This is a genomic window from Pseudomonas rhodesiae, assembly GCF_013285305.1.
In the GTDB taxonomy this organism is placed as follows: Bacteria; Pseudomonadota; Gammaproteobacteria; order Pseudomonadales; family Pseudomonadaceae; genus Aquipseudomonas; species Aquipseudomonas rhodesiae.
Genome location: NZ_CP054205.1, coordinates 3918325 through 3941589, shown reverse-complemented (window position 1 = coordinate 3941589; position 23265 = coordinate 3918325). Strand labels below are relative to the sequence as shown.

Below are 23265 nucleotides of genomic sequence, written 5' to 3'. Positions count from 1 at the left end.
CCATGCCCGCCCGCCAACGCGGCTTTACCCTGCTGGAAATGCTGGTGGTGATCGTGCTGATCAGCGTCGCGGCCGGCTTGGTAGGGTTTGGCCTGCAACAGGGCCTGCGCGCGGCCAAGGAACGCCAGGTGGTAGGGCAGATGGTTGAAGCGCTGCGCAGCACACGGGCGCGGGCGATTGTCAGCGGCGCCACGCAAAGCACGCTGTTCGACTTGAACACACTGAGCTTCCAAGCTCCGGATCGCCCACGCAAACATTGGCCCGCCGAGCTGCAAGTGACCCTGCACACCGCCGAACAGGCCGGCTCCGCGATTGAGTTCTACCCCGACGGCAGCTCCACCGGCGGTCATCTGCTACTGGCCCACGGCACGCGGCGTTGGCGCATCGATATCGGCTGGCTGACCGGCAGCGTGCAATCCAAGGCGTTGCCATGAAAAACCAAGGCGGTTTCACCTTGCTGGAAATGCTCGCTGCGCTGCTGTTGATGGCCCTGTGCAGCACGGTGCTGCTGGTCGCCTTTGGCCAAAGCGCACGTTCGTTGCTGCAAGTGACCCACAGCGACCGCCTCAGCCACGCCGCCCTCAGCGTGATGGACCAGGAAGCCTCCGGGCCCCTCGCCAACGGCGTGCGCCAGGGCGAACTGGACGGCATCGCCTGGCAGTTGCGTATCGCCCAACAACCCGGACGCCTCGGCCAGCCGCATTTGTTTCGCCTCGACCTGACCGTCAGCGAAGGCCCGCGCAGCGCGCAATTCAGCACCTTGAAATTGCGCGGAGCGAGCCTGTGAACACGCGACAACAGGGCTTCACCTTGCTGGAAATTCTTATCGTCATCAGCTTGCTGGGGGTGCTGCTGGTGCTGGTCGGGGGCGCGCTGCTGGGGGCCAATCGCGCGGTGCTCAAGGCTCAGCGGTATACGCTAAGCCTGGATGAAGTACGCGCGGCGCAGCAGTTTCTGCGTACGTCGATCAGCGAGGCGCTGCCCTTGGATGTTACCGAGGATGATAGCCAGACCGATGGCTTCTTTGTCGGCAGCGCCCAGCGCATGCAGTTTGTCGCAACCCTGCCCGGCGTGCTCGGCGGCGGCATCCAGCGCTTTACCTTGCAGTTGACCGGTGACCAGGCGCAGCGCGATTTGCAGGTGGCGTTCGCGCGGTTTGAGTCGCCGGCCCAGGTCAGTGTGCCGGCCTCGCGGGGCGAGCCGCAGGTGTTGCTCAGCGATGTCGAAGACCTGCAGATGAGCTATCGCGGCCTGTCGCCCAAGGGCCAGCCGACCGGCTGGCTCAGTGACTGGCCATGGTCGCGGCGCTTGCCGCAGGCGGTGCGAATCGCCGCGCGGGTCAACGGCCCGGTGCCATGGGTGACCCAAGTGATTGCGCTGCGCCTGAACCTATCCAGCGGGGCCGCGGAATGATCCGCCATCAACGCGGCGTCGCGTTGCTGCTGGTGCTGTGGGTATTGGCGTTGCTCAGCCTGCTGCTGGGCGGCCTGGCCGGTTGGGTGCAACTGGAAACCCGTCAGGCGGCGTGGCATCGCCAGCACACCCAGGCGGTGCTCGCGGCCGAAGCGGGTATCGCCCTGGCGATGCAGGCGTTCGCCGACCCGTTGCAGCGCAAACAGTGGATCGCCGATGGGCGCGAAATCCCATTGGTATTCGACGATGCGCAGCTGCGCGTCAGCCTGCGCAGCGAGCGCGGCAAGTTGTATTTGAACAGCGCCGAGGTGGCCGATTTTGCCCGCCTGGCCCTGGCCTGTGGTGCCAGCCAGGCCCAGGCCAACCAAGTGGCGCGGGACCTGGAGGTGCGTCGTAACCAGGGCCTGGCGCCGTTTCGCGTGGTGGAAGAACTGCGTCAATTACCGGGCATGACCCAGGCGCTGTACAGCGCACTCGTACCCGAGATCAGCCTGTGGAGCGGCCTCGACCGGCCTGACCCAGCCTTCGCCAGCGCCCTGATGCGCCGTGCCCTGAACCTGCCGCACCTGAGCGCGGTGGGCGCCGACCCCGGCGAGGTGCTGGTGATCGACAGCCACGCCGAACGGCCCGGCGGCTATCACGCCCGGTTGCAGGCCACCGTGTTATTGAGCCCCGCGCAAGGCAGCGCCCAACCTTATCGAGTACTCCGTTGGCAAGAATGAATGACTTCCTCGCGGCGCGCCTGCAGCCGCTTACGGCGCCTATCGCCCAGCGCTGGCGTGGCAGCCTGTTGCAACAGGGCTGGCGACTGTGGCTCAAGGAACTGCGTGGCTGCCTGCCGCGCTGGCTGTCGCTGCACGATATCCCCGACCGGCTCTACCACTGGCCACTGACCGCCGCCGTGCCGCCAGTGGTGGGGGAGGTGCGCCAGGTGTTGTTGCTGGCTCCGCAGGCGGTGCTGATGCAAACCCTGCGGCTGCCGCCGGCGACGGCGCGCAATCTGTCCACGGTGGTCGGTTATGAACTGGATCGCTTTACCCCGTTCGATGCGGACCAACTGTACTTTGTCGCCCGCCAGGAGCGCCGTACGCCGACCCATGTCGACGTGACCGTGGTGGCGATTTTACGTGAGCGTCTGGACCAGATCCTCAGCGACTGCGCCGCCCTGGGGTTGCAGCCCCATGCCGTGGATGTGCAGGACGCTGTGGGCAACGCCCTGGGCGTCGACCTGTTGCCGCCGCCGCTGCGCCGCCGTCAGCGTCCAGCCGGCAAGGGCTTGCAGCGCAGCCTGCCGTGGCTGTGCGGCGCCTTGATGATCGGCGCCATGGTGCTGTGGCTCGATGACCGTCAACGGGTTTTGCAGGCCATGCAGCAGAGCGTGCGCGAGCAAAAAGCGCAGGTGGCCGACGTTCAAGCGTTGCGCCAGCAACTGCTTAATACCCGCGGCGCCGCGCAGTACCTGATCCGCCGCAAAATGGCGCAACCGCCGCTGTCGGCGCTGCTCAACGAACTGACCGCGTGCCTCCCGCCCGACACCTGGCTCGACCAGTTGGAAGTCAGCGACGGTGCCGAGGTGTCCTTCTCCGGCCAAAGCGCCAAGGCCAGCGCGCTGATCACTCGGATCAAAGGCTGCCGCAGCCTGGAAAACGCCCAGTTCGAAGGGGTGATCCAACCCGATGCGCAAACCGGCAAGGATCAGTTTTCCTTGCGCGCCCACCTGCACCAGGAGGCCGCTGATGCGCCGACCCCTGACACCCCGTGAACGCCGTGGCGCCGCCCTGATCGGCCTGGCTCTGGTACTCGGCGCCGTGTACTGGCTGTTGATCGACAGCTGGTTCGCCGGCCCCTTGCGCGCTATGGGCGAGCAAGCCGAGCAGTTACGCGAGCAACAACAACGCTACGCCGGGGTACTGCGCCAGGCCGACAGCCTGCGCCAACAGTTGCAGCAGGCGCGCCAGGACCCCACCAGCAGCACCAGCCTATTGCCCGGCGATGACCCCAGCGCGGTGGCCGCCGACTTGATGCAACGCATCGCCGACCTGATCAACAGCCGCGCCACTGTCGGCGGCGGTTGCAGCTTGACCCAACGCATGCCGATCACCCCGGAACAAGACAACAGCGAGCCCTATCGCCAGGTCAAAGTCAGCCTCACGCTTAATTGCGCCATTGAGCCGTTGACCGCGATTCTGCACGAGCTGGAATACCAGCGGCCGTTTCTGTTCGTTGATGAAATGAGCATCCGCCGCGCGCCGAACGCGCCGGTCAGTGGCGGTGCCGGCAAGCTGGTGGTACACCTGTTGGTGCGCGGCTACCTGCAACCGGCGAGCGCGCGGCAGGTGCAGCCATGATCAGTGCATTGCGCCCCCTCGAATGGGTATTGCTCGGCGTGGCCGCGCTGTTGGGCCTGCTGATGGCCGGCATTCTCAGCAGCATCGGCGACGCACCCCAATGGCTGCCGGCGCCAGCGCCGGATGCGCGCACCCAGGCCGCGCCCAAGGTGCTGAATGCACCGAGTGCAAGTCTCGACAGCCTGGCCGGCACCTGGCAGGCGCCACTGTTCAGCCCGGATCGCAGCCCTGACCGCGCTGTCGGTCAGGCCGGTGTGTCCGGCTTGTCGAGCCTGGTGCTGACCGGCGTCCTTCTGGATGGCAACGTGCGGGTGGCGCTGCTCAAGCGCGCGGATGGCCCGCCGCTCAAAGTCCACCAGGGTCAGACCCTGCCCAACGGCTGGCGACTCGAACAGCTCACCCCACGCGACGCCCGTTTTGTGCTGGATGGCCGCACGCAAACCCTGAGCCTCAATACCCCGCGTTTGCCGCCGCCGTCCACGACGCCCCCGATTACCCTTCCTCACGAGTCCACCCCTTGATCGATACTTTCCCTGGCGCTTTGCGCACCACTGCGTTTTGCCTGGCCACCGCCGTCACCCTCGGTGGCTGCGGGACCTTTCCCGAGCACCTGGACGCCGACCCGGCGCTGTTGCACGAAGCGTTGCAAGGCACCGGTTCGCAACGCCCGCCGGTGGACCCGACAACGCAACAGGCACCGCTCGACAATCCCCAACCCAGCGCGAAAACCCCACCCCAGCGCCAGTTGATCCGTGGCAACCAGTCCTTCGTCCGCCCCCCAAGCGCCGCGCCCGCCGGTCGCGAGGAGAGCGGTGGCGACATCGTGTTCAACTTCGCCGACCAGCCCATCGAAGCGGTGATCAACAGCGTGATGGGCGACCTGCTGCACGAGAACTACAGCATCGCCCAGGGCGTGAAAGGCACTGTCAGCTTTTCCACCTCCAAACCGGTGAATAAGCAGCAGGCCTTGTCGATCCTCGAAACCCTGTTGTCCTGGACCGACAATGCCATGATCCAGCAGGGCAACCGCTATGTAATCCTGCCGGCGAGCCAGGCGGTGGCGGGCAAACTGGTGCCGCAAATGCGCGTGGCACAGCCGTCCAGCGGGCTGTCGGCGCGGCTGTTTCCGTTGCGCTATATCTCGGCCACCGAGATGCAAAAACTGCTCAAGCCATTTGCTCGCGAGAATGCATTTTTGCTGGTCGACCCGGCGCGCAACGTACTGAGCCTGGCTGGCACTCCGGAAGAGTTGGCCAACTATCAGGACACCATCGACACCTTCGATGTGGACTGGCTCAAAGGCATGTCCGTGGGTGTGTTTGGCCTGCAACGCGCCTCGGTGGCGGAGCTGATGCCCGAGCTGCAAAAGATGTTCGGCCCCGACAGTGGCATGCCCTTGGCGGGCATGGTGCGCTTCCTGCCGATTGAGCGGACCAACTCGGTGGTGGCGATCTCGTCGCAGCCGCAGTACCTCAGCGAAGTCGGCGACTGGATTCACACCATCGATGAGGGCGGCGGCAACGAGCCGCAAATGTACGTGTATGACGTGCGCAATATGAAGGCCACCGACCTGGCCAAGTACTTGCGACAGATCTACGGCACGGGCGCGATCAAGGACGACGCCCCGGCTAAAGTCGCCCCTGGCCTGCGCACCGCGACCCTGTCATCCCCCGGCACCAACAGCACCTCCGGCAGTACGCCGGGCGGCTTGAGTAACAACCTCAATAACAACCCGCCCGCCGCGGAGGATGAAGAGCAGGAGCCCGAAGCCGATCAGGACAGCACCGCCCAGGACGTCAGTGAAGGCGCCCCGGCCAAAAGCCTTGACGCCGGCACCCGCATCACTGCGCAGAAGAGCAGCAACCAACTGCTGGTACGCACGCGCCCAGTGCAGTGGAAAGAGATCGAATCGGCGATCAAACGCCTCGACAACCCGCCGCTGCAAGTGCAGATCGAGACGCGCATCCTCGAAGTCAAACTCACCGGTGAACTGGACCTGGGCGTGCAGTGGTACTTGGGGCGCCTGGCCGGTAATTCCACCAGCACCACCGTGGCCAACGCCGCCGGTAGCCAAGGTGCGCTGGGCGGTGGCGGGGCAGGGCTGGGGGCGACGGATTCGTTGTTCTATTCCTTCGTCAGCTCCAACCTGCAAGTGGCCCTGCACGCCCTGGAAACCAACGGCCGTACCCAAGTGCTGTCGGCGCCGTCGCTGGTGGTGATGAACAACCAACCGGCGCAGATCCAAGTGGGCGACAACATCCCCATCAGCCAGACCACGGTCAACACCGGTACCTCCGACACCACCTTGAGCAGCGTCGAATACGTGCAAACCGGTGTGATCCTCGACGTGGTGCCGCGCATCAATCCGGGCGGCCTGGTGTACATGGACATTCAGCAGCAGGTCAGCGACGCCCAGGACCAGGCCGTCAACAGCGACACGCAAAATAATCCGCGCATCTCCACACGCTCGGTCTCGACCCAAGTCGCGGTGCAGAGCGGGCAAACGGTGCTGCTCGGCGGCTTGATCAAACAGGACAATGCCGAGAGTGTCAGTGCGGTGCCTTACCTTGGGAAAATTCCGGGATTGCGCTGGTTGTTCGGCAACACCAGCAAGTCCAAGGACCGCACGGAATTGATCGTGCTGATCACACCGAGGGTGATCACCAGCAGCAGCCAGGCGCGACAAGTGACGGATGACTATCGCCAGCAGATGCAGTTGTTGCGGCCTGTTCAGTAAGCAGGTTTGAACTGCCTGCGTCATCGCAAAGGCTGGCTCATAACGCTGTGGTGAACAGGCTTGCCCTGCGCTGGGCTGCGAAGCAGCCCCACTTCAGACACTGTGTTTTTATCGGGCACACCGAGGGGCTGGGCTTGGGGGCCGCTTCGCAGCCCAGCGCGGGGCAAGCCCGCTCACCACAAAAAACTCATGGTCTCGGGTTTTGTTTTCACCGCAGATGTGTAGATATCTAAGCCAATCATAAATGCTGGCTCATAACGCTGTGGTGAGCAGGCTTGCCCTGCGCTGGGATGCGAAGCAGCCCCACTTCAAACACTGTGTTTTTATCGGGCACACCGAGGGGCTTGGTTTTGGGGCCGCTTCGCAGCCCAGCGCGTGGCAAGCCCGCTCACTACAAAAATCGCATTTTCTCAGGTTATGTTTCACCGAGGATGTGTGGATACCGATGCTCGGATAAGGGCATATCAGAGGCGCAGAGGCTGACACATAACGTTGTGGTGAGCAGGCTTGCCCTGCGCTGGGATGCGAAGCAGCCCCACTTCAAACACTGTGTTTTTATCGGGCACACCGAGGGGCTTGGTTTTGGGGCCGCTTCGCAGCCCAGCGCGTGGCAAGCCCGCTCACTACAAAAATCGCATTTTCTCAGGTTATGTTTCACCGAGGATGTGTGGATACCGATGCTCGGATAAGGGCATATCAGAGGCGCAGAGGCTGACACATAACGTTGTGGTGAGCAGGCTTGCCCTGCGCTGGGCTGCGAAGCAGCCCCACTCCAGACACTGTGTTTTTATCGGGCACACCGAGGGGCTTGGCTTGGGGGCCGCTTCGCAGCCCAGCGCGGGGCAAGCCCGCTCACCACAAAAAAACCTATTTTCTCAGGTCTTCCAGAGCGGCCGCAGCGCATGGTCGATCACCCAATGCGGCTCGCCGGGGCGGATGCAAGTGCCGCCGACCCAGCGTTCGTGTGAGGCGTGGTCGGGCCAATAGGCTTGGCCGCTGAGCACCTGATGGCCCAGGGGCGTCAGCGTCAACATGCGACGGGGCCATTCCAGTTGTGTTGCGCTTTCGGTAAGTAACGGTTGCGCGCCATCGATGAGCGGGCGGAGCAGCGCATGGAACATCATGTCCCCCAGAAACGGCAGTGGTTCGCGCTTGGCCATCAGGTCGGCGAATACACGCCCGAAGGGCATGGGCCCGGTGTCGGCGAGGCTGGTCAAGGCCAGGCGTTCGGTCAGCGACAGGCCGTCCTGGGCGCCAGGCAATTCTTGCAACTGACGCAACAAGGCCGGGCCCAGCAAGGGCAGGGCGGGGTGATGGGCGTGTGCCAGTTGCGCCAGTTTGAGCGGTGACGGATCGCAATAGGCCGACCAGGCCTGTTTGGCCAGTTGTACCGCGTCGTCACCGATCAAGCGCCGCTGTGGCCACAGCCAGGCGAGCACGTCCGGGGCCAGTTGGCCGATGCCGATAAAGCGTTCGACGCCTGGAATCTGCGCCACTTCAATCAACTCCAACTGGCGCGGAGCACGGTCCAGGCTGGCCAGGACGCGGATCAGGAACAGCTGGTCATACGCGTCCGCTTCGCACCACAACACACTGGGCGTGTCGTCGGCCAGCGTCTGCAATTGCTGATATTCATCGTCGACCCGGCGCGCCACGGTGGCCAAGTCCAGGGCGAAGGCCTGGCTGATAAAGGCGCTGCGTAGAGCGCGAAACGCCTCGGCGGGAAGGTCGCGTACCGGGCCCATGCACAGCGGGTCGGTGAGCATGCGGAACTGGCCCTGGAACCCGGCCAGTTGCAAGGTGTGGGCGATGTCACTGCCGCAGCGCCAATGGGTGGTGCGGGCTTCGTCGCTGGCGTGGAAATCGGGATGGCGCGCGGCAAAGTCAAGGGCGTCGACATGGGCCTTGAGCTTGGGCCAACTGCTGAACCCCAACTGCTTGGCGATCTGCCATTGGGCCTGGGACAAGGTCGCACCGGGGTCTTGGGCTTTGAGCTGCGGCAGCAATTCCTTGGCGCGCTTGCGCTGCTGCTCAAGGTTGAGGCGACCATCGGTGGTGGAGGTGATAGGAAGTGGCGACATACGAGCTCCTGGGCTTACCTTTTTCCGCTGTCAGGTGGGGAGTCGTAGCAATCGGATGGGTGTTGCGGTGTCCTGGGCGCAGCCCTTTCCGCGGAAGGTGGCGTGGATCGCGCCAGGCCGCAAATATAGGCAGCATGGCAGGCGATTGCAAGGCGGCCCTCACGCAGAGGGCCGCTTTGCCTCACTTGTCCTGGCGCGCGTCCAGGGTCTTGCGGTGTTCGGCCAGGAACGGCTGTTCGGCCGGATCAAAGCGATCGATCCCGGCAGTGAAGCGGTGCCAGTACGGGTACAACGGCTGGCGCCGTGTCACGGCTTCGATGCGGGAGGATTGCGCCTCGGTGAGCTTCAACTCGGTGGCCGCCAGGTTATCGCGCAGGTGTTCCTCGGTGCGCGCGCCGACGATCAACGAGGTGATGCCCGGACGATCCTTGAGCCACGCCAGGCACGTACGCGCCACCGAGACGCCGTGCTCGTCGCCTACCGAGGCGAGGGTTTCGATGATGTCCAGCGCGCGCTCCTGATCATGCACGTAAGGTTCCGGCCAGTCGCTGCCCTGGCGGGTATTGGCCGGCGGCTTTTGCCCTCGGCGGGTGGAGCCGGTCAACAGACCTTCGCCCATCGGTCCCCACACCAGGGTGCCCACGTGCTGATCGAGGGCCAGCGGCAGTAACTCGTACTCGGCCTCGCGGGATTCCGGGGTGTAGTAGATCTGTTGCGTGATGGGTTTGAGCATGCCGTGCAACTCGGCTTTGCCCAGGGTTTTCATCATTTGCCAGGCCGTGAAATTGCTGGTGCCGAAATAGCGGATCTTGCCCGAACCCACCAACAAACGCAGGGCTTCGAGGGTTTCCTCGATGGGCGTCATACCGTCCCAGTTGTGCAACTGATACAGGTCGATATGGTCGGTGCCCAGGCGCTTCAAACTGGCTTCGCAGGCTCGGATCAAGTGATAGCGCGACGAGCCGGAGTTGTTCGGGTTGTTGTCCACCGGGCTGCGCCCTTTGGTGGCCAGCAGGATGTCGTTGCGCTTGTCGCCCAGCGCCTTGCCGACCACTTCCTCGGCCAAGCCATGGGAATAGAGGTCGGCGGTGTCGACCATGTTCACCCCGGCGTCGAACGCGATGTCGAACATGCGTCTGGCCTGGGGCACGTCGACGCTGCCGCATTTCTCAAACTCGGCGCGGCCGCCAAACGGTACGGTGCCCAGGATGATTTCGGATACCAGCAGACCCGAATGGCCCAGTTGTCGATACTGCATGTCGCCTCCTGCTAAACGTTGAACGTGAAGTTCTGAGCCGTGCAGTTGGCGATAGTTTGAATTTTTTCCATGAAACCTCGATACGCCTGCTGCATCGCTGTGCTGGATACATGTGGATAGGCATTGTTTCGCCAGATGAAATACTCGATTGTGAAGCGTGGTGATTCCATCGGTGGCAGCAGCGCTGGAAGATGGTCAGCGCTGCCTACCCACTACTTTTTTGGAGCCTGTCATGTCTCAGCCTACGATCAAACTCTACGGTTTTCCGTTGTCCGGCCACTCCCATCGAGTCGAGCTGATGTTGTCGCTGTTGGGGCTGCCCAGTGAATTTATCCTGGTCGACCTCAAGCAGGGCGCGCATAAAAGCGCGGCGTTTCTGGCCAACATCAACAGTTTCGGTCAGGTGCCGGCCATCGATGACGGCGGCGTGGTGCTGGCCGATTCCAATGCGATCCTGGTGTACCTGGCGAGCCGGTACGGTAACGGCCAATGGCTGCCGAGTGACCCGGTGGGGCAGGCGCGGGTCCAGCGCTGGCTGTCGGCCGCCGCCGGGCCGCTGCACGCAGGGCCTGCCACCGCGCGGCTGGCGGTGGTGTTTGGCGCCGATGTGGATGCGCCGTTGGCCATCAGCCGGGCTCATGGGTTGTTGAGCCTGTTGGAGCAGCAACTGAGTCAGACACCGTTTTTGGTGGGCGAGCAGCCGAGCATTGCCGATGTGGCGTTCTACAGTTACGTAGCTCACGCGCCGGAAGGCAATGTGTCGTTGGCCGACTACCCTCAGGTACGCGCCTGGTTGGGGCGCATCGAAGCCCTGCCGGGTTTTGTCGGTATGCCGCGCACAGCCGTCGGTTTGCAATCGAGCTAGGGAGCGTCAATGGACCGATTTCATGAAATGCAGGTGTTTCTGGCGGTGGCCGAGGAGCAGGGCTTCGCTGCGGCAGCACGGCGGTTAAATACGTCGCCCCCCAGCGTGACCCGTGCCATCGCCGCGATGGAACAACGCCTCGGCACACAGCTGCTGGCGCGCACCACCCGCAGCCTGCACCTGACTGAAGCCGGCCAGCGTTATTTGGAAGATTGCCGACGCATCCTCGCCGAGTTGGACGAGGCCGAGGAGGCGGCGGCGGGCAGTTACGCCAGCCCCTGGGGCCACCTGACGGTGACCGCCCCGGTGCTGTTCGGCGAGCTGTATGTGGCGCCGCTGTTGGGCGAATACCTTGACCGATTCCCCCAAGTGACGATCAACGCGCTGCTGGTCGATCGTGTGGTGAACATGGCCGATGAAGGTGTCGACGTGGCCGTGCGTATCGGCCATCTGCATGAGCCGGGGCAGCAGGCGCTCAAGGTCGGCGAAGTGCGCCGCGTGGTATGTGCTGCGCCAGGCTATCTGGAGCGGCATGGCCGGCCCGAACATCCCGGGCAGTTGCGCGAGGCTACGATTGCCACCTCGTCCGCCAGCCAAGTGGTCAGCGAATGGCAATTCGTCGACGACGGTCGCTCGCTGACGGTGCCGATTACCCCACGCCTGGTGGTCTCGGCGAATAACGCGGCGATCCACCTGGCGCGCCTAGGCTGGGGGATGACGCGTGTGCTGTCGTATCAGGTCGCGGCGGCGGTCGCGGCCGGTGAGCTGGAGATTGTGCTGGACGCCTTCGAGCCGCCGCCGCTGCCGATCCAGGTGGTGTTCCACAACCGTGGGCGCGTGCCGGCCAGGGTCAACACCTTTGTCGACTTTCTCAGCCAGCGCCTGAGCCAGGATGCTGCGCTGAACCCGTCCCACCGGCACTCGCCTTGATGGAGCGTTATCGCGACATGCAGCTGTTCGCCGCGCTGGCCGGGCAACCTAGCCTGGCGTCGGCGGCGCGCGCTGCACGGGTGTCCGGCCCGACCTTGGTGCGCGCCATTGCCCGTTTGGAGGCGCGTCTGGGGGTAGCGTTGTTGCGGCGCAGCACCCGCGGCGTCAGCCTCACCACTGCCGGCGCCGCCTACCTGGCCGATTGCGTGCGGTTGCTGGCCGCCGTCGACGCCGCCGAAGCCTCGGCCAAGGGCTTGCAGATGCAGGTTCAGGGCAGCCTGCGGGTGTGCTTGCCGTTACTGTTCAGCCGCTACGTGATGGCGCCGGTATTGGCCGACTATCTGGCGAACTACCCCGACATGCGCTTGCGGGTGCGCTATCAGGACCCTCACCCTAACCTGCACGAGGAGGGGCTGGATGTGGCGATCCTGGTGGGCGAATTGCCCAACTCAGCGCTGATCGCGCGACCTTTGGGGCAGGTGCGACCCATTCTGTGCGCAAGCCCCGATTACCTGGCTGCCCACGGTGACCCCAACCACCCCGATGAACTCAAGCAGCATCGCTTGATCGCCAGCCCCGCCCCCCACGACCCGTTCCGCACCCGCGCACGTCTGGCCTGTTCCACGGTGCAAGGCGCGATCAATGCCGCCGTACAGGGCGCTGGATTGTTGCAGTGCCTCAGTTATCCGGTGCATGAGCATTTGCTCAGCGGCGCACTACGCCGCGTGCTGCCGGACTTCGACGGACCACCGCTGCCGGTGCAGGTGGTGTACCGCGAGGGCAGGCAGGCGCCGATGCGCGTGCGCAGTTTTGTCGAACACTGTGTGAGCGCGCTGCGCGGGCATCCGGCATTTCAGTTGGCGTAACAGTGGATTGCTGGAGGTGGTGATTCCCTCGTCGCGTATTGGGGCGCAGCATTCGCCTATCCCTAATTGGAGGTGGCCCTATGAACCCGATCGAACAGTCCCCTTGGCATGCCGGCGAGCGGCAGATGCAGCACAGCGCCGGCGTTGCCGAGCGCATGGCGATGGTCGGGCCCAAGGTGATTCGCGACCACTTGCCCGAACAGCACCGGGATTTCTACCCCTTGCTGCCGTACCTGGTGCTGGGCGCGGTGGATGCGCAAGGCCTTCCCTGGGCGACCCTGGTGGAAGGTGCGCCGGGCTTTGTGCATTCGCCCGACCCGCAGCGCTTGCAGATCGACAGCCTGCCCTCGGCGGGCGATCCGGCCCGTGCGGGGCTGCATCAGGGCGCGTCGGTGGGCGTACTCGGCATCGACCTCAATACCCGTCGTCGCAATCGTATGAATGGCCGCATCGGCGCCCTTGACCACGAAGGATTGTCGGTGGACGTGGTGCACACCTTCGGTAATTGCCCCAAGTACATCCAATTGCGCCCGGTCGAAGGCGTCGCCCGCAAACCGGGCAGTGCGGTTGAGCGCTACGATCACTTGGATGCCGCCGCGCAGCACCTGATTCGCAACGCCGACACCTTCTTCGTCGCCAGTTACGTCGACACCGGCAGCGAGCGCGCGGTGGACGTTTCCCACCGGGGCGGCAATACCGGTTTCGTGCGCGTCGACGGCAACGTGCTGACCATTCCCGACTACGCCGGCAACCTGTTTTTCAACACCCTGGGCAACCTGGCGGCCAACCCGGTGGCAGGGCTGTTGTTTATCGATTTCGACACGGGGGATGTGTTGCAGCTTGTCGGGCGCACCACGCTGATCCTGGACGGGCCGCAAGTGGCGCTGTTCGAAGGCGCCCAGCGCGTGTGGACAGTGACCGTGGAGCACAGGGTTCGGCGCCCGGCGGCATTGGCCTTGCGCTGGCGGTTTGCGGAGTTCTCGCCGTTCAGTCTGGCGATGGGGTGATCGTTTCTGTGGCAACTGCAAATAGGATGAGCAGCGGGCCAGGTGTGAAGGGTGAGACTTCTGTGGTGGGCGGACCTGGCTTCATCCTGCTTCGTATCCAGACGCTGCCGCGCCGATCATCCACTTGGCTAACCCGTGCCGGCCGCTGACGCCCAGCTTGGTGGCGGCGCGTTTGAAGTAGGTTTCGATCGAGCTGTTTTTCACACTGAGCTTTTGCGCCAACTGCGGCACGGTACCGCCGGTCAACAGGCCCAGGCACACCTGTTGCTCGCGCGCGGACAGGCTGACGGCGTCCAGGGACAGGCGTTGGTAGAACGCACGGTGCAACTGCGATTGTTCGGGCAGCGCGTGATCCGGATTACGCGGTACCTGATGCAGCAGTTGTACGTGGTGTTCGAGCAGCGGCAGCAGGGTATCCGACAGTCGCTTGAGGAATGACAGTTGTGCCAAGGCAAAGCCGCGTTCGGTGTCGGATCGGTACAGCGAGATCACCCAGCGTCGGTTGCCTTGGCGTGACACCAGGTGGCACTGGTGTAGGTTGTTGATCCTTGGGTTTATCTGGATCAGCAACGGGTCCTGCATGTCGAGCATGTCCCGCAGCAACGGCTGGTCCTGCCCCGACGTCAGGCATGGCGGCCGTGCGTGCGGGTGGCCGGCGCTGCCCAGCCGCTTGATGTCGAGGACGTGCCCGGGCAATTCACCCAGGGTCCACTCACTGAGGTCGACCCATTGGGCAGGCACCGATCGGTTGACCAACTGCAGCAGATGGTCGGCGAAATGGGCGTGGCCGCTATGGGCAATCACCTCGCCCAGTTGCGCGTAGAAATGTGGGCTCTCGGGTTCGTGTGGCTGGGCATCCATGGCCCGCCGAGCGTCAAGGTTCAGCACTGTTAATGGCCGCCCTGGGAGTTTGCTTGAAGCATAAGCGCCTGATCCTACTTATCCAGCTGAAACGAGGTAGACAACGTGCCATAAAAATCGCGTCATTAATTCGACGTTTCTGAAGGGCATTTCCGGATATGGATCTGGGGGTCAGATTTTTGATTTATCCTAACTATATGAAATTTATTGATAATATTTAGCGAGAGACAGGCAAGCATTCTGGTTGACCTCGCCAATCAGTAGCCAATGTCTTACAGCGCTTTAATCGTTTCAGCCGTCGGGCTTCAGGGGTGGGGACCTATTCGTTTGGATATCGGGGCAAGAGGGCGGCAGTGAAGTCAATCGCCCCTTTCAGGGCTGGCGCGGAATGAATGCTTTGCTGCCGTCCTGCCTCGCCCGGAACAGCCGTTCGCCGTTATCCGGTTGTGTCGTGATGACCTGATGGTCTGCGGCGAGGTACGCCAGTGGCGTCGGGTCGTCCTTGGAGAACGCTGTGACGATAATCGTGCGCTCTGGGTCGAAGTGCCGGCCGCTGGTGGTGTCCAGCCAAGCCATGAACGCGGCGCTGTCGCCTTGGCGCGGGAAGTTTTGGGCCTGGCTGACGTAGTAGAACGCGTTGCCTTGGTTTTGCAGGTACAGGGGCACCTTGTTGTCGACTTCCAACATGACCATCTGCCATTGATCCCACGGCGCGGTTTTGACCGCCTCGGTGCGTACATCCTTGGCAAAGCGGGTGACGCCGCCATTGCCGTTGCTCCAGGGGTAGGCCACGCCGAGCACACCGAGCATCACCACGGCGGCGATGGCGAAACCCTTGTGCCAGCGCGTCCCACTGGCCGGCTTTTTCGCCAGGCGTTCGCTCAACCACCAAGCGGCCAACAGCTGGGCGAATGGCACCAGCGGCAGCACGTAGTAACTGCGTCGGCTGCCGCTGGCGGTAAAAAACACAAACAACAGACCCAAGCCCCAAACCAGCCAGCGCACATTGGCAAGCGTATGGCGCCAGTGCCGCACGGCCAGCCACAGACCCAGCAGCCAGCACGGCGTCCAGGGCAGGGTGTAGGCGGGCAGGTAGATCAGGTAGGTGTAGATCGGCCCCATGTGGTCGAAGGGATCGAAGAAGCGCACCACGTTTTCCCGGAACACCAACGCCAGGCCGCTCTCGCCGTAAGTCGCTGCGCCGTAGAGGTGAGATAACACGAACGGTACCGCATATGCCGCGCCGCCAATCAGTGCGGCCAGTAACAAGCGCAGGTTGAGGTGCTGCCTGTAGCGCTGCTTGCTGAGCAGGTGCGGCAGCAACACCAGGCCTGGCAGCACCACGCCGATCAAGCCTTTGAACAGCGACGTCGCTGCCAGTAACAGGCAGAACACGGTGTAACGTCCCAGCCGTGTGTCGTCCGGCCCACGCCAGTACCACCATACGGCGGCGAGGACGCCGCACAGAGTCAGCACATCCGCCGTGGCCACCCGCGCCCAGAACAGGAAGTAGAACGTGGTGGCGAGCATCCAGCCCGCGATCAGACCGGTGCCTCTGCGAAACAGGCGCTCGCCGAGCAGGTAGATCAGCCACACGCTCAACCACGCAGCGATGACCGAGGGTAAGCGCAGCGACCACGGGCCCAGGCCGCCCATCAGGTGCGCCATGCCGGTGATCATCCAGTAGGAGGGCAGGGGTTTGTCGTAATACGGCGCGCCTTTGAGGTAGGGGTCGAAGTAATCGCCGCTCTGCAACATCTGCAAGGCAATGTTCGCCCAACGGGTTTCCGGCCCCCATAGGTCACGCGCGCCGAGCCCGCACAACAGCAACAGGGCACAGACGCCGAGCAGTAACAGCAAGGCGCTACGTTCGCTGCGAGGATAGACCGGCATCAGGGCACCTGCGGGTACAGGGTCAGTTCCAGATAGCCTTTGTTATAGCGTTTACCACCCAGCGGCAGTTGCCCAGCCTCGGCCATTTCGCTGGTGCTGCCGACCCGCAGCAGCACGCCGACCGGGCCGTGACGGCGGGCCTCTTTGAGCCAGTCCTGAACCTGCGTCACGTCCACCTTACGCTGCGCGGCATCGGGGTATTGCAGGCCGTAACGCAATTCGCCCTCGGTGTTGTACAGCGTCACGTCAGGGCGTTGCAGGCGCCAGGCGAGGGCGCTGGCGCTTTCCAGTTGGTTGCTCAGCAAGGCGCTGGTTTGCTGCAGTTCGCCCAGGTGTTCTTGCACGAATTGGTCGGGCATTTCGTTGTCGGTGATCAGTGCCGGCATGCCGGCCGGCAGCAGTACCACCAGCAGGCCGATGCCCAGGGTCGGCATGGCCCACAGCGTCAACGGGCGGAAGGCTTGCAGCAGGTTGGTCAGAATCCACACCAACAGCACGATAAAGGTCAGGGACAGGCTGAACATCTCGGCATGGCTATTGCCGTATAGCGGTCGGGCGATTTGCAGGTAAATCAGGCCGATCATCGCCGCCATGCCAATGGCGAAATTAAGCAGGCCGTTAAGGCAGATCGACCGGGCTTTGCCTTGGCTGATCAGGTCGATCAAGGTGTGCCCCATGAGCAGGGCGAGCGGCAGCAGGCACGGCATGATATAGGTCGGCAGCTTACCGTTGCTGAGGCTGAAGAATCCCAGCGGCAGCAGTAGCCACAGGGCCAGGAAGCGAATGGGGGCCTGGGTTTTTTCCTGCCAGGTCTTGCGCAGGGTGTTGGGTAGCAGCCCCGCCCAGGGCAGGCACGCCACAGCCATGATTGGCAGGAAAAACCACCACGGCCGCACATGCTGCGCATCCTCGGCACTGAAGCGGCGAATATGTTCGTTCCAGAAAAAGAAGCGCCAGAAATCCGGTTCCTGCACATGAATCGCCCACACCCAGGGCAAGCACACCAGCGCCGCCACTAGTACCGCCAGTGGGCCGTAGCGTAGCAATTCCCCCAGGCGCCGTTGCCAGAGCATATAGGGCACCGCGATCAATACAGGTAGCGCCCAGGCCAGAAAGCCTTTGGTCATAAAGCCCATGGCGCAGGCAAGCCCCACGATGGCCCAGGCGCTCAGTCGGCCAGGCAGTGTTTGACTGTCGAGGGCAAACCACAACGCGACCAGACTCAGGTTGACCCACAGCGTGAAAAGCGGATCGAGGTTGGAATACCCGGCTTGGCCGGCGATCAAGCCGAAGCTCAGGTAGAGCAGGGCGCAGGCGAAGGTTTTGCGCGGATCATTCCACAGGCGGCGGGCGAGCAGATAGGCCAGCAACACACTCAGGCCGCTGGTCAGGGCCGAGGCGATGCGCACGCCGAACAGGTTCTGGCCGAACACGGCTTGGCCCAGGGCGATCAGCCAATAGCCTCCGGCGGGTTTTTCGAAATAGCGCATGCCCATAAAGTGCGGTGCCACCCAGTTGCCGCTGAGCAGCATTTGCTGGCTGACCTGGGCGTAGCGGGTTTCATCCGGCGTCCACAAACCGTGCAGGCCCAAGGGCAGCAGATAAAACCCTGCGAAGGCCAATAACAGCAGGTGCAACGGTTTTATGCGGGGCATGGCAACGTCGCTCCTTGACGTTTTATGGAGACTGTTTGAACTAATAAAGTCATAGCGGAAGAACCAAAGCGTTCACTAAGTGGCGAGAAAGAGTCATGGCGTCGTGATTTAAAGACGCAATTCAACATGCCAGAACAGGGCTGTCTTTTTGCTGAACACGCTGTGGCGGTCGTTGTAACTGTGCTTAAAGTTGCTTGAGGGCAGCGGGCCAATCGGGGTTATTAACAATGCCCAGGGTTTTGAACTTACCGTTGGGCAGAACTTGCACGAACAGTGCACTGCCGTACTCGGGAAACCGCGCACGGGGGTAGCCCAGATGGGTTTCAAAGTCGGCGATGCAGCCGCTGTGCGTGACGAACACCAGGTTGCGCCCGGGCTGTTTATGGCTGAGCAATTCCTCGCCCATGGCCGCGCCGCAGACGGCTTGCTGGCTGGCGGTAACATCGGTCTTGCCGAACATGAAGCGGGACGTCTGGGCGGTACGAATAGCCGGGCTGGCGAGCACGTCGCTGCCTTCCATGCCCAAGGATTTAAAGGCTTTGCCGAGTTGTTCGGCGCGTTGGCTGCCTTTGATCGTCAGGCCTTCGACGGGGCCCAGGCACGGGTTGCTCGAACGGTCGCAGCGCTCTTCATGGCGCACCAGTACGATCAAGTCGCCATCGCGCCAGAGCGGTAACACCGATGAACTCAGCAGGCGATTGCCGACACCCAAGTCCCGTGGCGATAAGGGCCAGTTCATGAAAGCAGTCACGAGCAAGGCAACTACCGCAATGCCCAGCCAGAGCGCTGACAAGCGCTTGAGAAAGTGTCGGTGTGCGCGTGGCTTGGTCAGGGTCAGGTCAACCACTTCATTCACCTTGGGCGCTGTCGCCAGCGTTTTATTTATTGGGCGCGACATGTTGGCGAGTGCCTTGAGTGGAGCCAGAAGCTGTCACAGAGCGGCTGTCTTTTCGCTGAACATGGAGCGTTTAAAAGTTGCCAGGCGTAACAACTAACAAGTTGCCGACGGATGACGCTTGGCCGGCAATTTAAAGAGTGACGGGTGGCCGTCCGGTGAAATCCATGTGAAAAATTTGCGTGGGCTCGGACCGCAGCCGTTATCCTCGATGGCCACCCATCAAACGAGTGCTCCCATGTTGCAGGTGCAAGGCGTGTTTAAAAGCTATGTCACTCCTCAGGGCCCGTTGACGGTGCTGGCCGGTGTCGATCTGCACCTGGCCGCACGCAGCAGCTTGGCGTTGATGGGGGAGTCGGGCAGCGGCAAGAGCACGCTGTTGCATTTGGTGGCCGGGTTGGATCGAGTCGATAGCGGCCGTATCCAGATCGGCGAACAGCGCCTGGACCGGATGAGCGAGGCGCAACTGGCGCACTGGCGGCGCACGGACATCGGCCTGGTGTTTCAGCAATTCAACCTGATCGGCAGTTTGCGCGTGGCCGACAACCTGGCATTCCAGGCGCGGCTGGCGGGGCGTTTCGATTCCCATTGGCAGGCCCAATTGATCGAGCGCCTGGGCCTGGGGGATTTGCTGAGGCGTTACCCGGAGCAACTCTCAGGCGGCCAGCAGCAGCGGGTCGCGGTGGGGCGTGCGCTGGCTTCGCGTCCGCGGCTGTTGTTGGCCGACGAGCCCACCGGCAACCTCGACGAAGCCACCAGCGACGAGGTGCTGCAACTGATGCTCGACCTGTTGCGCGACAGCCCCACCAGCCTGTTGATGGTCACCCACAGCCCACGCCTCGCTGCACGACTGGATCGCCAGGTAGTGCTGCATCGCGGCCAGGTCGTAGCGGCGGGAGCGGTCTGAGGTGGCGGTGTTGTATTGGACGTTGCGCGCCTTGCTCAGCCATTGGCGACGCCATCCCGTGCAGTTTTTCAGCGTGCTCACCGGCCTGTGGCTGGCCACCGCGTTATTGACCGGGGTGCAAGCCCTCAACAGCCAGGCGCGCGACAGCTACGCCCGCGCCAGCCAATTGATCGGCGGCGAACCCCAGGCCAGCCTCGCGATGCCGGACGGCGCCAGTTTTCCCCAGGCACTGTTTGCCCAGTTGCGCCGTGCCGGGTGGCCGGTGTCGCCGGTGGTGCAGGGCAGGGTGCAACTTCAAGGGCATGCAGACCTGCGCCTGCAATTGATGGGCATCGATCCGCTGTCGCTGCCGGGCAGTGGCGCGGTGGCGGGGCAGCGCTTGAGCCAGGCGCAGATGCTGGCGTTCTTCGCGCCGCCGGGCCGCACCTGGGTCGCACCGCAAACCTTGCAGGCCCTCGGGCTGCAAGCGGGCGAGCAACCCTTGACGCTGAACGGGCAGCGCCTGCCGCCGTTGCAGGCCCAAGCGGATATGGCGCCTGGGCTGTTGCTCACGGATATCGCTTTCGCCCAGCCGTTGCTGGGGATGCCCGAGGGTTTGTCACGCCTGTTGCTGGACAACGCCTTCGCCGCCGACCACCCCACGCCGCCCGCCGGGCTCCAACTCAAGCAGGGCGAGGACAACAACCTCGCGCGGCTGACCGAGAGCTTTCACCTGAACCTCGACGCACTGGGCTTTTTGTCCTTCGTAGTCGGGCTGTTTATCGTGCATGCCGCCATCGGCCTGGCCCTGGAGCAGCGGCGTGGGTTACTGCGCACCTTGCGTGCCTGCGGCGTCAGCGCGCGTTGCCTGATCGTCGGCTTAGGGGTGGAGTTGGGTGCATTGGCGTTGCTCGGCGGCGTGCTCGGCGTGGCCAGCGGTTACCTGCTGGCCAGCCTGTTGCTGCCGGATGTGGCCGCCAGCCTGCGCGGTCTGTATGGCGCCGAAGTGCCGGGGCAATTGAGCCTGAACCCAGGCTGGTGGCTGGCCGGTTTGGGCGTTAGCCTGCTCGGCGCCTTGCTCGCCGGCGCCAGTAGCCTATGGCGTGCGGCGCGCCTGCCGTTGCTGGCGTTGGCCAATGCCCAAGCCTGGCACGAGGCCCACGGGCGCTGGTTGCGGCGTCAAGGCTACGTGGCCGCCGCCGCGCTGCTGGTGGCCCTGTTGGCGCTGTGGCGCGGCGATAGCCTGGCCGCCGGCTTTGTGTTGATGGCCGCGTTGCTGCTGGGCGCCGCCCTGGGGTTGCCGGTGTTGCTTAACGGCTTGCTCAAAGCAGTGCTGGGCCGCAGTCGCTCGGTGCTCGGCCAATGGTTTCTCGCCGATTGCCGTCAGCAACTGCCGGCCCTGAGCTTGGCGCTGATGGCGTTGCTGTTGGCGCTGGCCGCCAATATCGGTGCCGGTTCCATGACATCGGGCTTTCGCCATACATTCAATCATTGGCTGGAACAACGCCTGACCGCCGAGCTGTACCTCAACCCCCAAAGCCCGGCCCAGGCCGAGCAACTGGGCACCTGGCTGGCGCAGCAACCACGGGTGCGTGCGGTACTGCCTAACTGGCAGGTGGCGGTGCAGGTGCAAGGCTGGCCGGCGGACCTGTCAGGGGTGGTCGACGATCCCACCTATCGGCAGCACTGGCCGTTGCTGGAAGCGGCGCGCGCGCCTTGGGACCAGTTGCGTGACGGCGACAGCGTGATGCTCAGCGAGCAACTGGCGCGCCGCCTGGCCGTCAGCCTGGGCGACACGCTGACCCTGTCGACGCCGCAAGGGCCGTGGACGCCGAAGGTGGTGGGCATCTACGCCGACTACGGCAACCCCAAGGGCCATCTGCTGATCAATGCCACCCACTTGCTCAGCCACTGGCCGGGCCTGTCGCCGTCGCGTTTCAACCTGCGAGTCGCGCCGTCCGATGTGCCAGCGCTGATCCGTGACCTACAACGGGTGTTTGCCCTGGAGGACAGCCGCATCATCGATCAGCAGCAACTCAAGGGCTGGTCGAGCCAGGTGTTCGAACGCACATTCGCCGCCACCGCCGCGCTCAATAGCCTGACCCTTGGCGTGGCGGGCGTGGCGTTGTTCATCAGCTTGCTGACCCAGAGCCAGAGCCGCCTCGGTCAACTCGCACCGCTGTGGGCGCTGGGCGTGACGCGGCGACAATTGATGCTGCTCAACCTGGGCCAGACCTGGCTGTTGGCGGTGCTCACCTTGTGCCTGGCGCTGCCGCTGGGGCTGCTGCTGGCGTGGTGCCTGGACGCGGTGATCAATGTGCAGGCGTTCGGCTGGCGCCTGCCGTTGCAGGTGTTCCCGTGGCAATTGGCGCAATTGCTGGGCCTGGCACTGCTGGCCACGTTGCTGGCTTCGGCCTGGCCGCTGTGGCAGTTGTATCGCAGCCGTCCGGCGGACTTGTTGAGGACATTTGCCCATGAAGGTTAAGTCGTTGTGTTGGGCTGTGCTGTGGCTGCTGGCGGCCTGCGATAAAGCCCCAGCGCCCGCGGAGAGCTTCGCCGGCCTTGGCAGCGATGCGGCGGACTTTGCCCAAGTGGTGCCCGGCAAAGTCTTCAGCTTTCCCGAAGACCATGGCCCCCACGCGGGGTATCGCATCGAATGGTGGTACGTCACCGCCAATCTCAAGGATGCCCAGGGCAATCAGTTCGGTGTGCAGTGGACATTGTTTCGCAACGCCCTGAAGGCCGGGCCCACCCAACCGGGCTGGCACGACTCCACCCTGTGGCTCGGACATGCAGCCGTCACATCCGCCACCCGCCACTACGCCGCCGAACGCTTTGCCCGTGGCGGCGTGGGCCAGGCCGGGGCGCAAGCGGCGCCGTTCAATGCCTGGATCGATGACTGGAATTTCGCCAGCCGCCCCGGTGCCACCCGCGCATTGACCGACATGCAACTCAAGGCCCACGGTGCGCAATTTGCCTACGACCTGCGCCTGACCTCCCAGCGCCCGCTGGTGTTACAGGGCGACAACGGCTACAGCCGCAAATCCGATCAGGGCCAGGCGTCGTATTACTACAGCCAGCCATTCTTTAGCGCCGAGGGCAGCGTAAGCATTGATGGCAAGACCTATCAGGTCAGCGGCCCCGCCTGGCTCGACCGCGAATGGAGCAGCCAACCGCTGAGCGCCAGCCAGAGCGGCTGGGACTGGTTCTCCCTGCACCTGGATCGCGGCGCACAACTGATGCTGTTCCGGGTGCGGCAAACCGACGGTGCGCCCTACCTGACCGGCACCTGGATCGACCGCGAAGGCCATACCCAGACCCTGCACAATGGCGATATCCAACTGACGCCGTTGCACACTACCGCCATCGACGGGCGCCAGATACCGACGCGCTGGTCGCTGAAGATCCCCAGCAAACAGCTGGACATCACCACCGAGGCGCTTAACCCCAACGCCTGGATGAACCTGAGTATTCCGTACTGGGAAGGCCCGGTGCGCTTTGACGGTGGGGTGGGTTACTTGGAGATGACCGGCTATTAGGGGCGTTTCCGTAGGCGCTATTTCCTCACCC

General features: G+C 63.7%; 21 protein-coding genes. 15 read left to right on the top strand and 6 right to left on the bottom strand.

The window, feature by feature from the left end; genetic code table 11:
• The first annotated feature begins 2 nt into the window (after positions 1-2).
• The 8 genes from HRH33_RS17735 to gspD are packed head-to-tail and all read left to right on the top strand — an operon-like array spanning position 3 to position 6498.
• Positions 3-434, top strand: a complete 432-nt coding sequence (locus tag HRH33_RS17735) for a type II secretion system protein (RefSeq protein WP_167418465.1) — start codon at positions 3-5, stop codon at positions 432-434.
• Positions 431-787, top strand: a complete 357-nt coding sequence (locus tag HRH33_RS17730; RefSeq protein WP_034098999.1) for a prepilin-type N-terminal cleavage/methylation domain-containing protein — start codon at positions 431-433, stop codon at positions 785-787. The genes HRH33_RS17735 and HRH33_RS17730 overlap by 4 nt, the downstream gene beginning before the upstream one ends.
• Complete coding sequence (locus HRH33_RS17725; protein ID WP_167418464.1) at positions 784-1413, top strand: prepilin-type N-terminal cleavage/methylation domain-containing protein; 630 nt, start codon at positions 784-786, stop codon at positions 1411-1413. Before HRH33_RS17730 ends, HRH33_RS17725 begins: the two co-directional genes overlap by 4 nt.
• The gene (locus HRH33_RS17720; protein ID WP_040268841.1) at positions 1410-2135 is read left to right on the top strand and encodes a general secretion pathway protein GspK; all 726 of its coding nucleotides are present in this window, start codon (positions 1410-1412) and stop codon (positions 2133-2135) included. The genes HRH33_RS17725 and HRH33_RS17720 overlap by 4 nt, the downstream gene beginning before the upstream one ends.
• Positions 2132-3175, top strand: coding sequence for a type II secretion system protein GspL (locus tag HRH33_RS17715; protein WP_167418463.1), 1044 nt, complete (start codon positions 2132-2134; stop codon positions 3173-3175). The genes HRH33_RS17720 and HRH33_RS17715 overlap by 4 nt, the downstream gene beginning before the upstream one ends.
• Positions 3150-3761: a type II secretion system protein GspM gene (gspM, locus tag HRH33_RS17710; RefSeq protein WP_167418462.1), complete on the top strand. Its 612-nt coding sequence runs from the start codon at positions 3150-3152 to the stop codon at positions 3759-3761. Before HRH33_RS17715 ends, gspM begins: the two co-directional genes overlap by 26 nt.
• Positions 3758-4282, top strand: coding sequence for a general secretion pathway protein GspN (locus HRH33_RS17705; protein WP_167418461.1), 525 nt, complete (start codon positions 3758-3760; stop codon positions 4280-4282). The genes gspM and HRH33_RS17705 overlap by 4 nt, the downstream gene beginning before the upstream one ends.
• Entirely contained in the window at positions 4279-6498 is a 2220-nt protein-coding gene (gene gspD / locus HRH33_RS17700) for a type II secretion system secretin GspD (RefSeq protein WP_167418460.1), read from the top strand. The genes HRH33_RS17705 and gspD overlap by 4 nt, the downstream gene beginning before the upstream one ends.
• A gap of 875 nt (positions 6499-7373) precedes the next feature.
• Here the strand turns inward: gspD and HRH33_RS17695 are convergent.
• Together HRH33_RS17695 and HRH33_RS17690 are read right to left on the bottom strand one after the other, a co-directional pair.
• Positions 7374-8579, bottom strand: coding sequence for a DUF1835 domain-containing protein (locus HRH33_RS17695; protein WP_167417946.1), 1206 nt, complete (start codon positions 8577-8579; stop codon positions 7374-7376).
• A gap of 181 nt (positions 8580-8760) precedes the next feature.
• A complete protein-coding gene (locus HRH33_RS17690; protein ID WP_034137839.1) occupies positions 8761-9837 on the bottom strand; it encodes an aldo/keto reductase in 1077 nt (358 codons plus the stop codon).
• Between the two features lie 232 nt (positions 9838-10069).
• Here HRH33_RS17690 and HRH33_RS17685 point away from each other — a divergent pair, with 232 nt between their 5' ends.
• The 4 genes from HRH33_RS17685 (at position 10070) to HRH33_RS17670 (ending at position 13505) form a co-directional block, all read left to right on the top strand.
• Positions 10070-10702 carry a glutathione S-transferase family protein gene (locus HRH33_RS17685; RefSeq protein ID WP_167417945.1) on the top strand — a complete coding sequence of 211 codons (633 nt, stop codon included), beginning with the start codon at positions 10070-10072 and terminating at the stop codon, positions 10700-10702.
• A gap of 9 nt (positions 10703-10711) precedes the next feature.
• Positions 10712-11632, top strand: a complete 921-nt coding sequence (locus HRH33_RS17680; protein WP_167417944.1) for a LysR family transcriptional regulator — start codon at positions 10712-10714, stop codon at positions 11630-11632.
• A complete protein-coding gene (locus HRH33_RS17675) occupies positions 11632-12498 on the top strand; it encodes a LysR substrate-binding domain-containing protein (protein WP_167417943.1) in 867 nt (288 codons plus the stop codon). Before HRH33_RS17680 ends, HRH33_RS17675 begins: the two co-directional genes overlap by 1 nt.
• An 80-nt stretch (positions 12499-12578) precedes the next feature.
• Entirely contained in the window at positions 12579-13505 is a 927-nt protein-coding gene (locus HRH33_RS17670; RefSeq protein ID WP_167417942.1) for a pyridoxamine 5'-phosphate oxidase family protein, read from the top strand.
• Between the two features lie 81 nt (positions 13506-13586).
• On the opposite strand, the gene HRH33_RS17665 is transcribed toward HRH33_RS17670, so the two are convergent.
• The 4 genes from HRH33_RS17665 to pmrG form a co-directional block, all read right to left on the bottom strand.
• Positions 13587-14366: a helix-turn-helix transcriptional regulator gene (locus HRH33_RS17665; protein ID WP_034137834.1), complete on the bottom strand. Its 780-nt coding sequence runs from the start codon at positions 14364-14366 to the stop codon at positions 13587-13589.
• Positions 14367-14738: 372 nt separating this feature from the next.
• Complete coding sequence (locus HRH33_RS17660; RefSeq protein ID WP_173603534.1) at positions 14739-16259, bottom strand: ArnT family glycosyltransferase; 1521 nt, start codon at positions 16257-16259, stop codon at positions 14739-14741.
• Complete coding sequence (gene arnT, locus HRH33_RS17655) at positions 16259-17914, bottom strand: lipid IV(A) 4-amino-4-deoxy-L-arabinosyltransferase (RefSeq protein ID WP_167417940.1); 1656 nt, start codon at positions 17912-17914, stop codon at positions 16259-16261. Before arnT ends, HRH33_RS17660 begins: the two co-directional genes overlap by 1 nt.
• Before the next feature lie 184 nt (positions 17915-18098).
• Entirely contained in the window at positions 18099-18812 is a 714-nt protein-coding gene (gene pmrG / locus HRH33_RS17650; RefSeq protein ID WP_052198946.1) for a lipopolysaccharide core heptose(II)-phosphate phosphatase PmrG, read from the bottom strand.
• Between the two features lie 235 nt (positions 18813-19047).
• On the opposite strand from pmrG, the gene HRH33_RS17645 reads away from it, so the two are divergent.
• Genes HRH33_RS17645 through HRH33_RS17635 form a run of 3 tightly spaced genes read left to right on the top strand, consistent with a single transcriptional unit; the run spans position 19048 to position 23234 of the window.
• The gene (locus HRH33_RS17645) at positions 19048-19716 is read left to right on the top strand and encodes an ABC transporter ATP-binding protein (RefSeq protein ID WP_167417939.1); all 669 of its coding nucleotides are present in this window, start codon (positions 19048-19050) and stop codon (positions 19714-19716) included.
• 1 nt (position 19717) lies between these two features.
• The gene (locus HRH33_RS17640) at positions 19718-22180 is read left to right on the top strand and encodes an ABC transporter permease (protein ID WP_167417938.1); all 2463 of its coding nucleotides are present in this window, start codon (positions 19718-19720) and stop codon (positions 22178-22180) included.
• Complete coding sequence (locus HRH33_RS17635) at positions 22170-23234, top strand: lipocalin-like domain-containing protein (protein ID WP_167417937.1); 1065 nt, start codon at positions 22170-22172, stop codon at positions 23232-23234. Before HRH33_RS17640 ends, HRH33_RS17635 begins: the two co-directional genes overlap by 11 nt.
• Positions 23235-23265 lie beyond the last annotated feature (31 nt).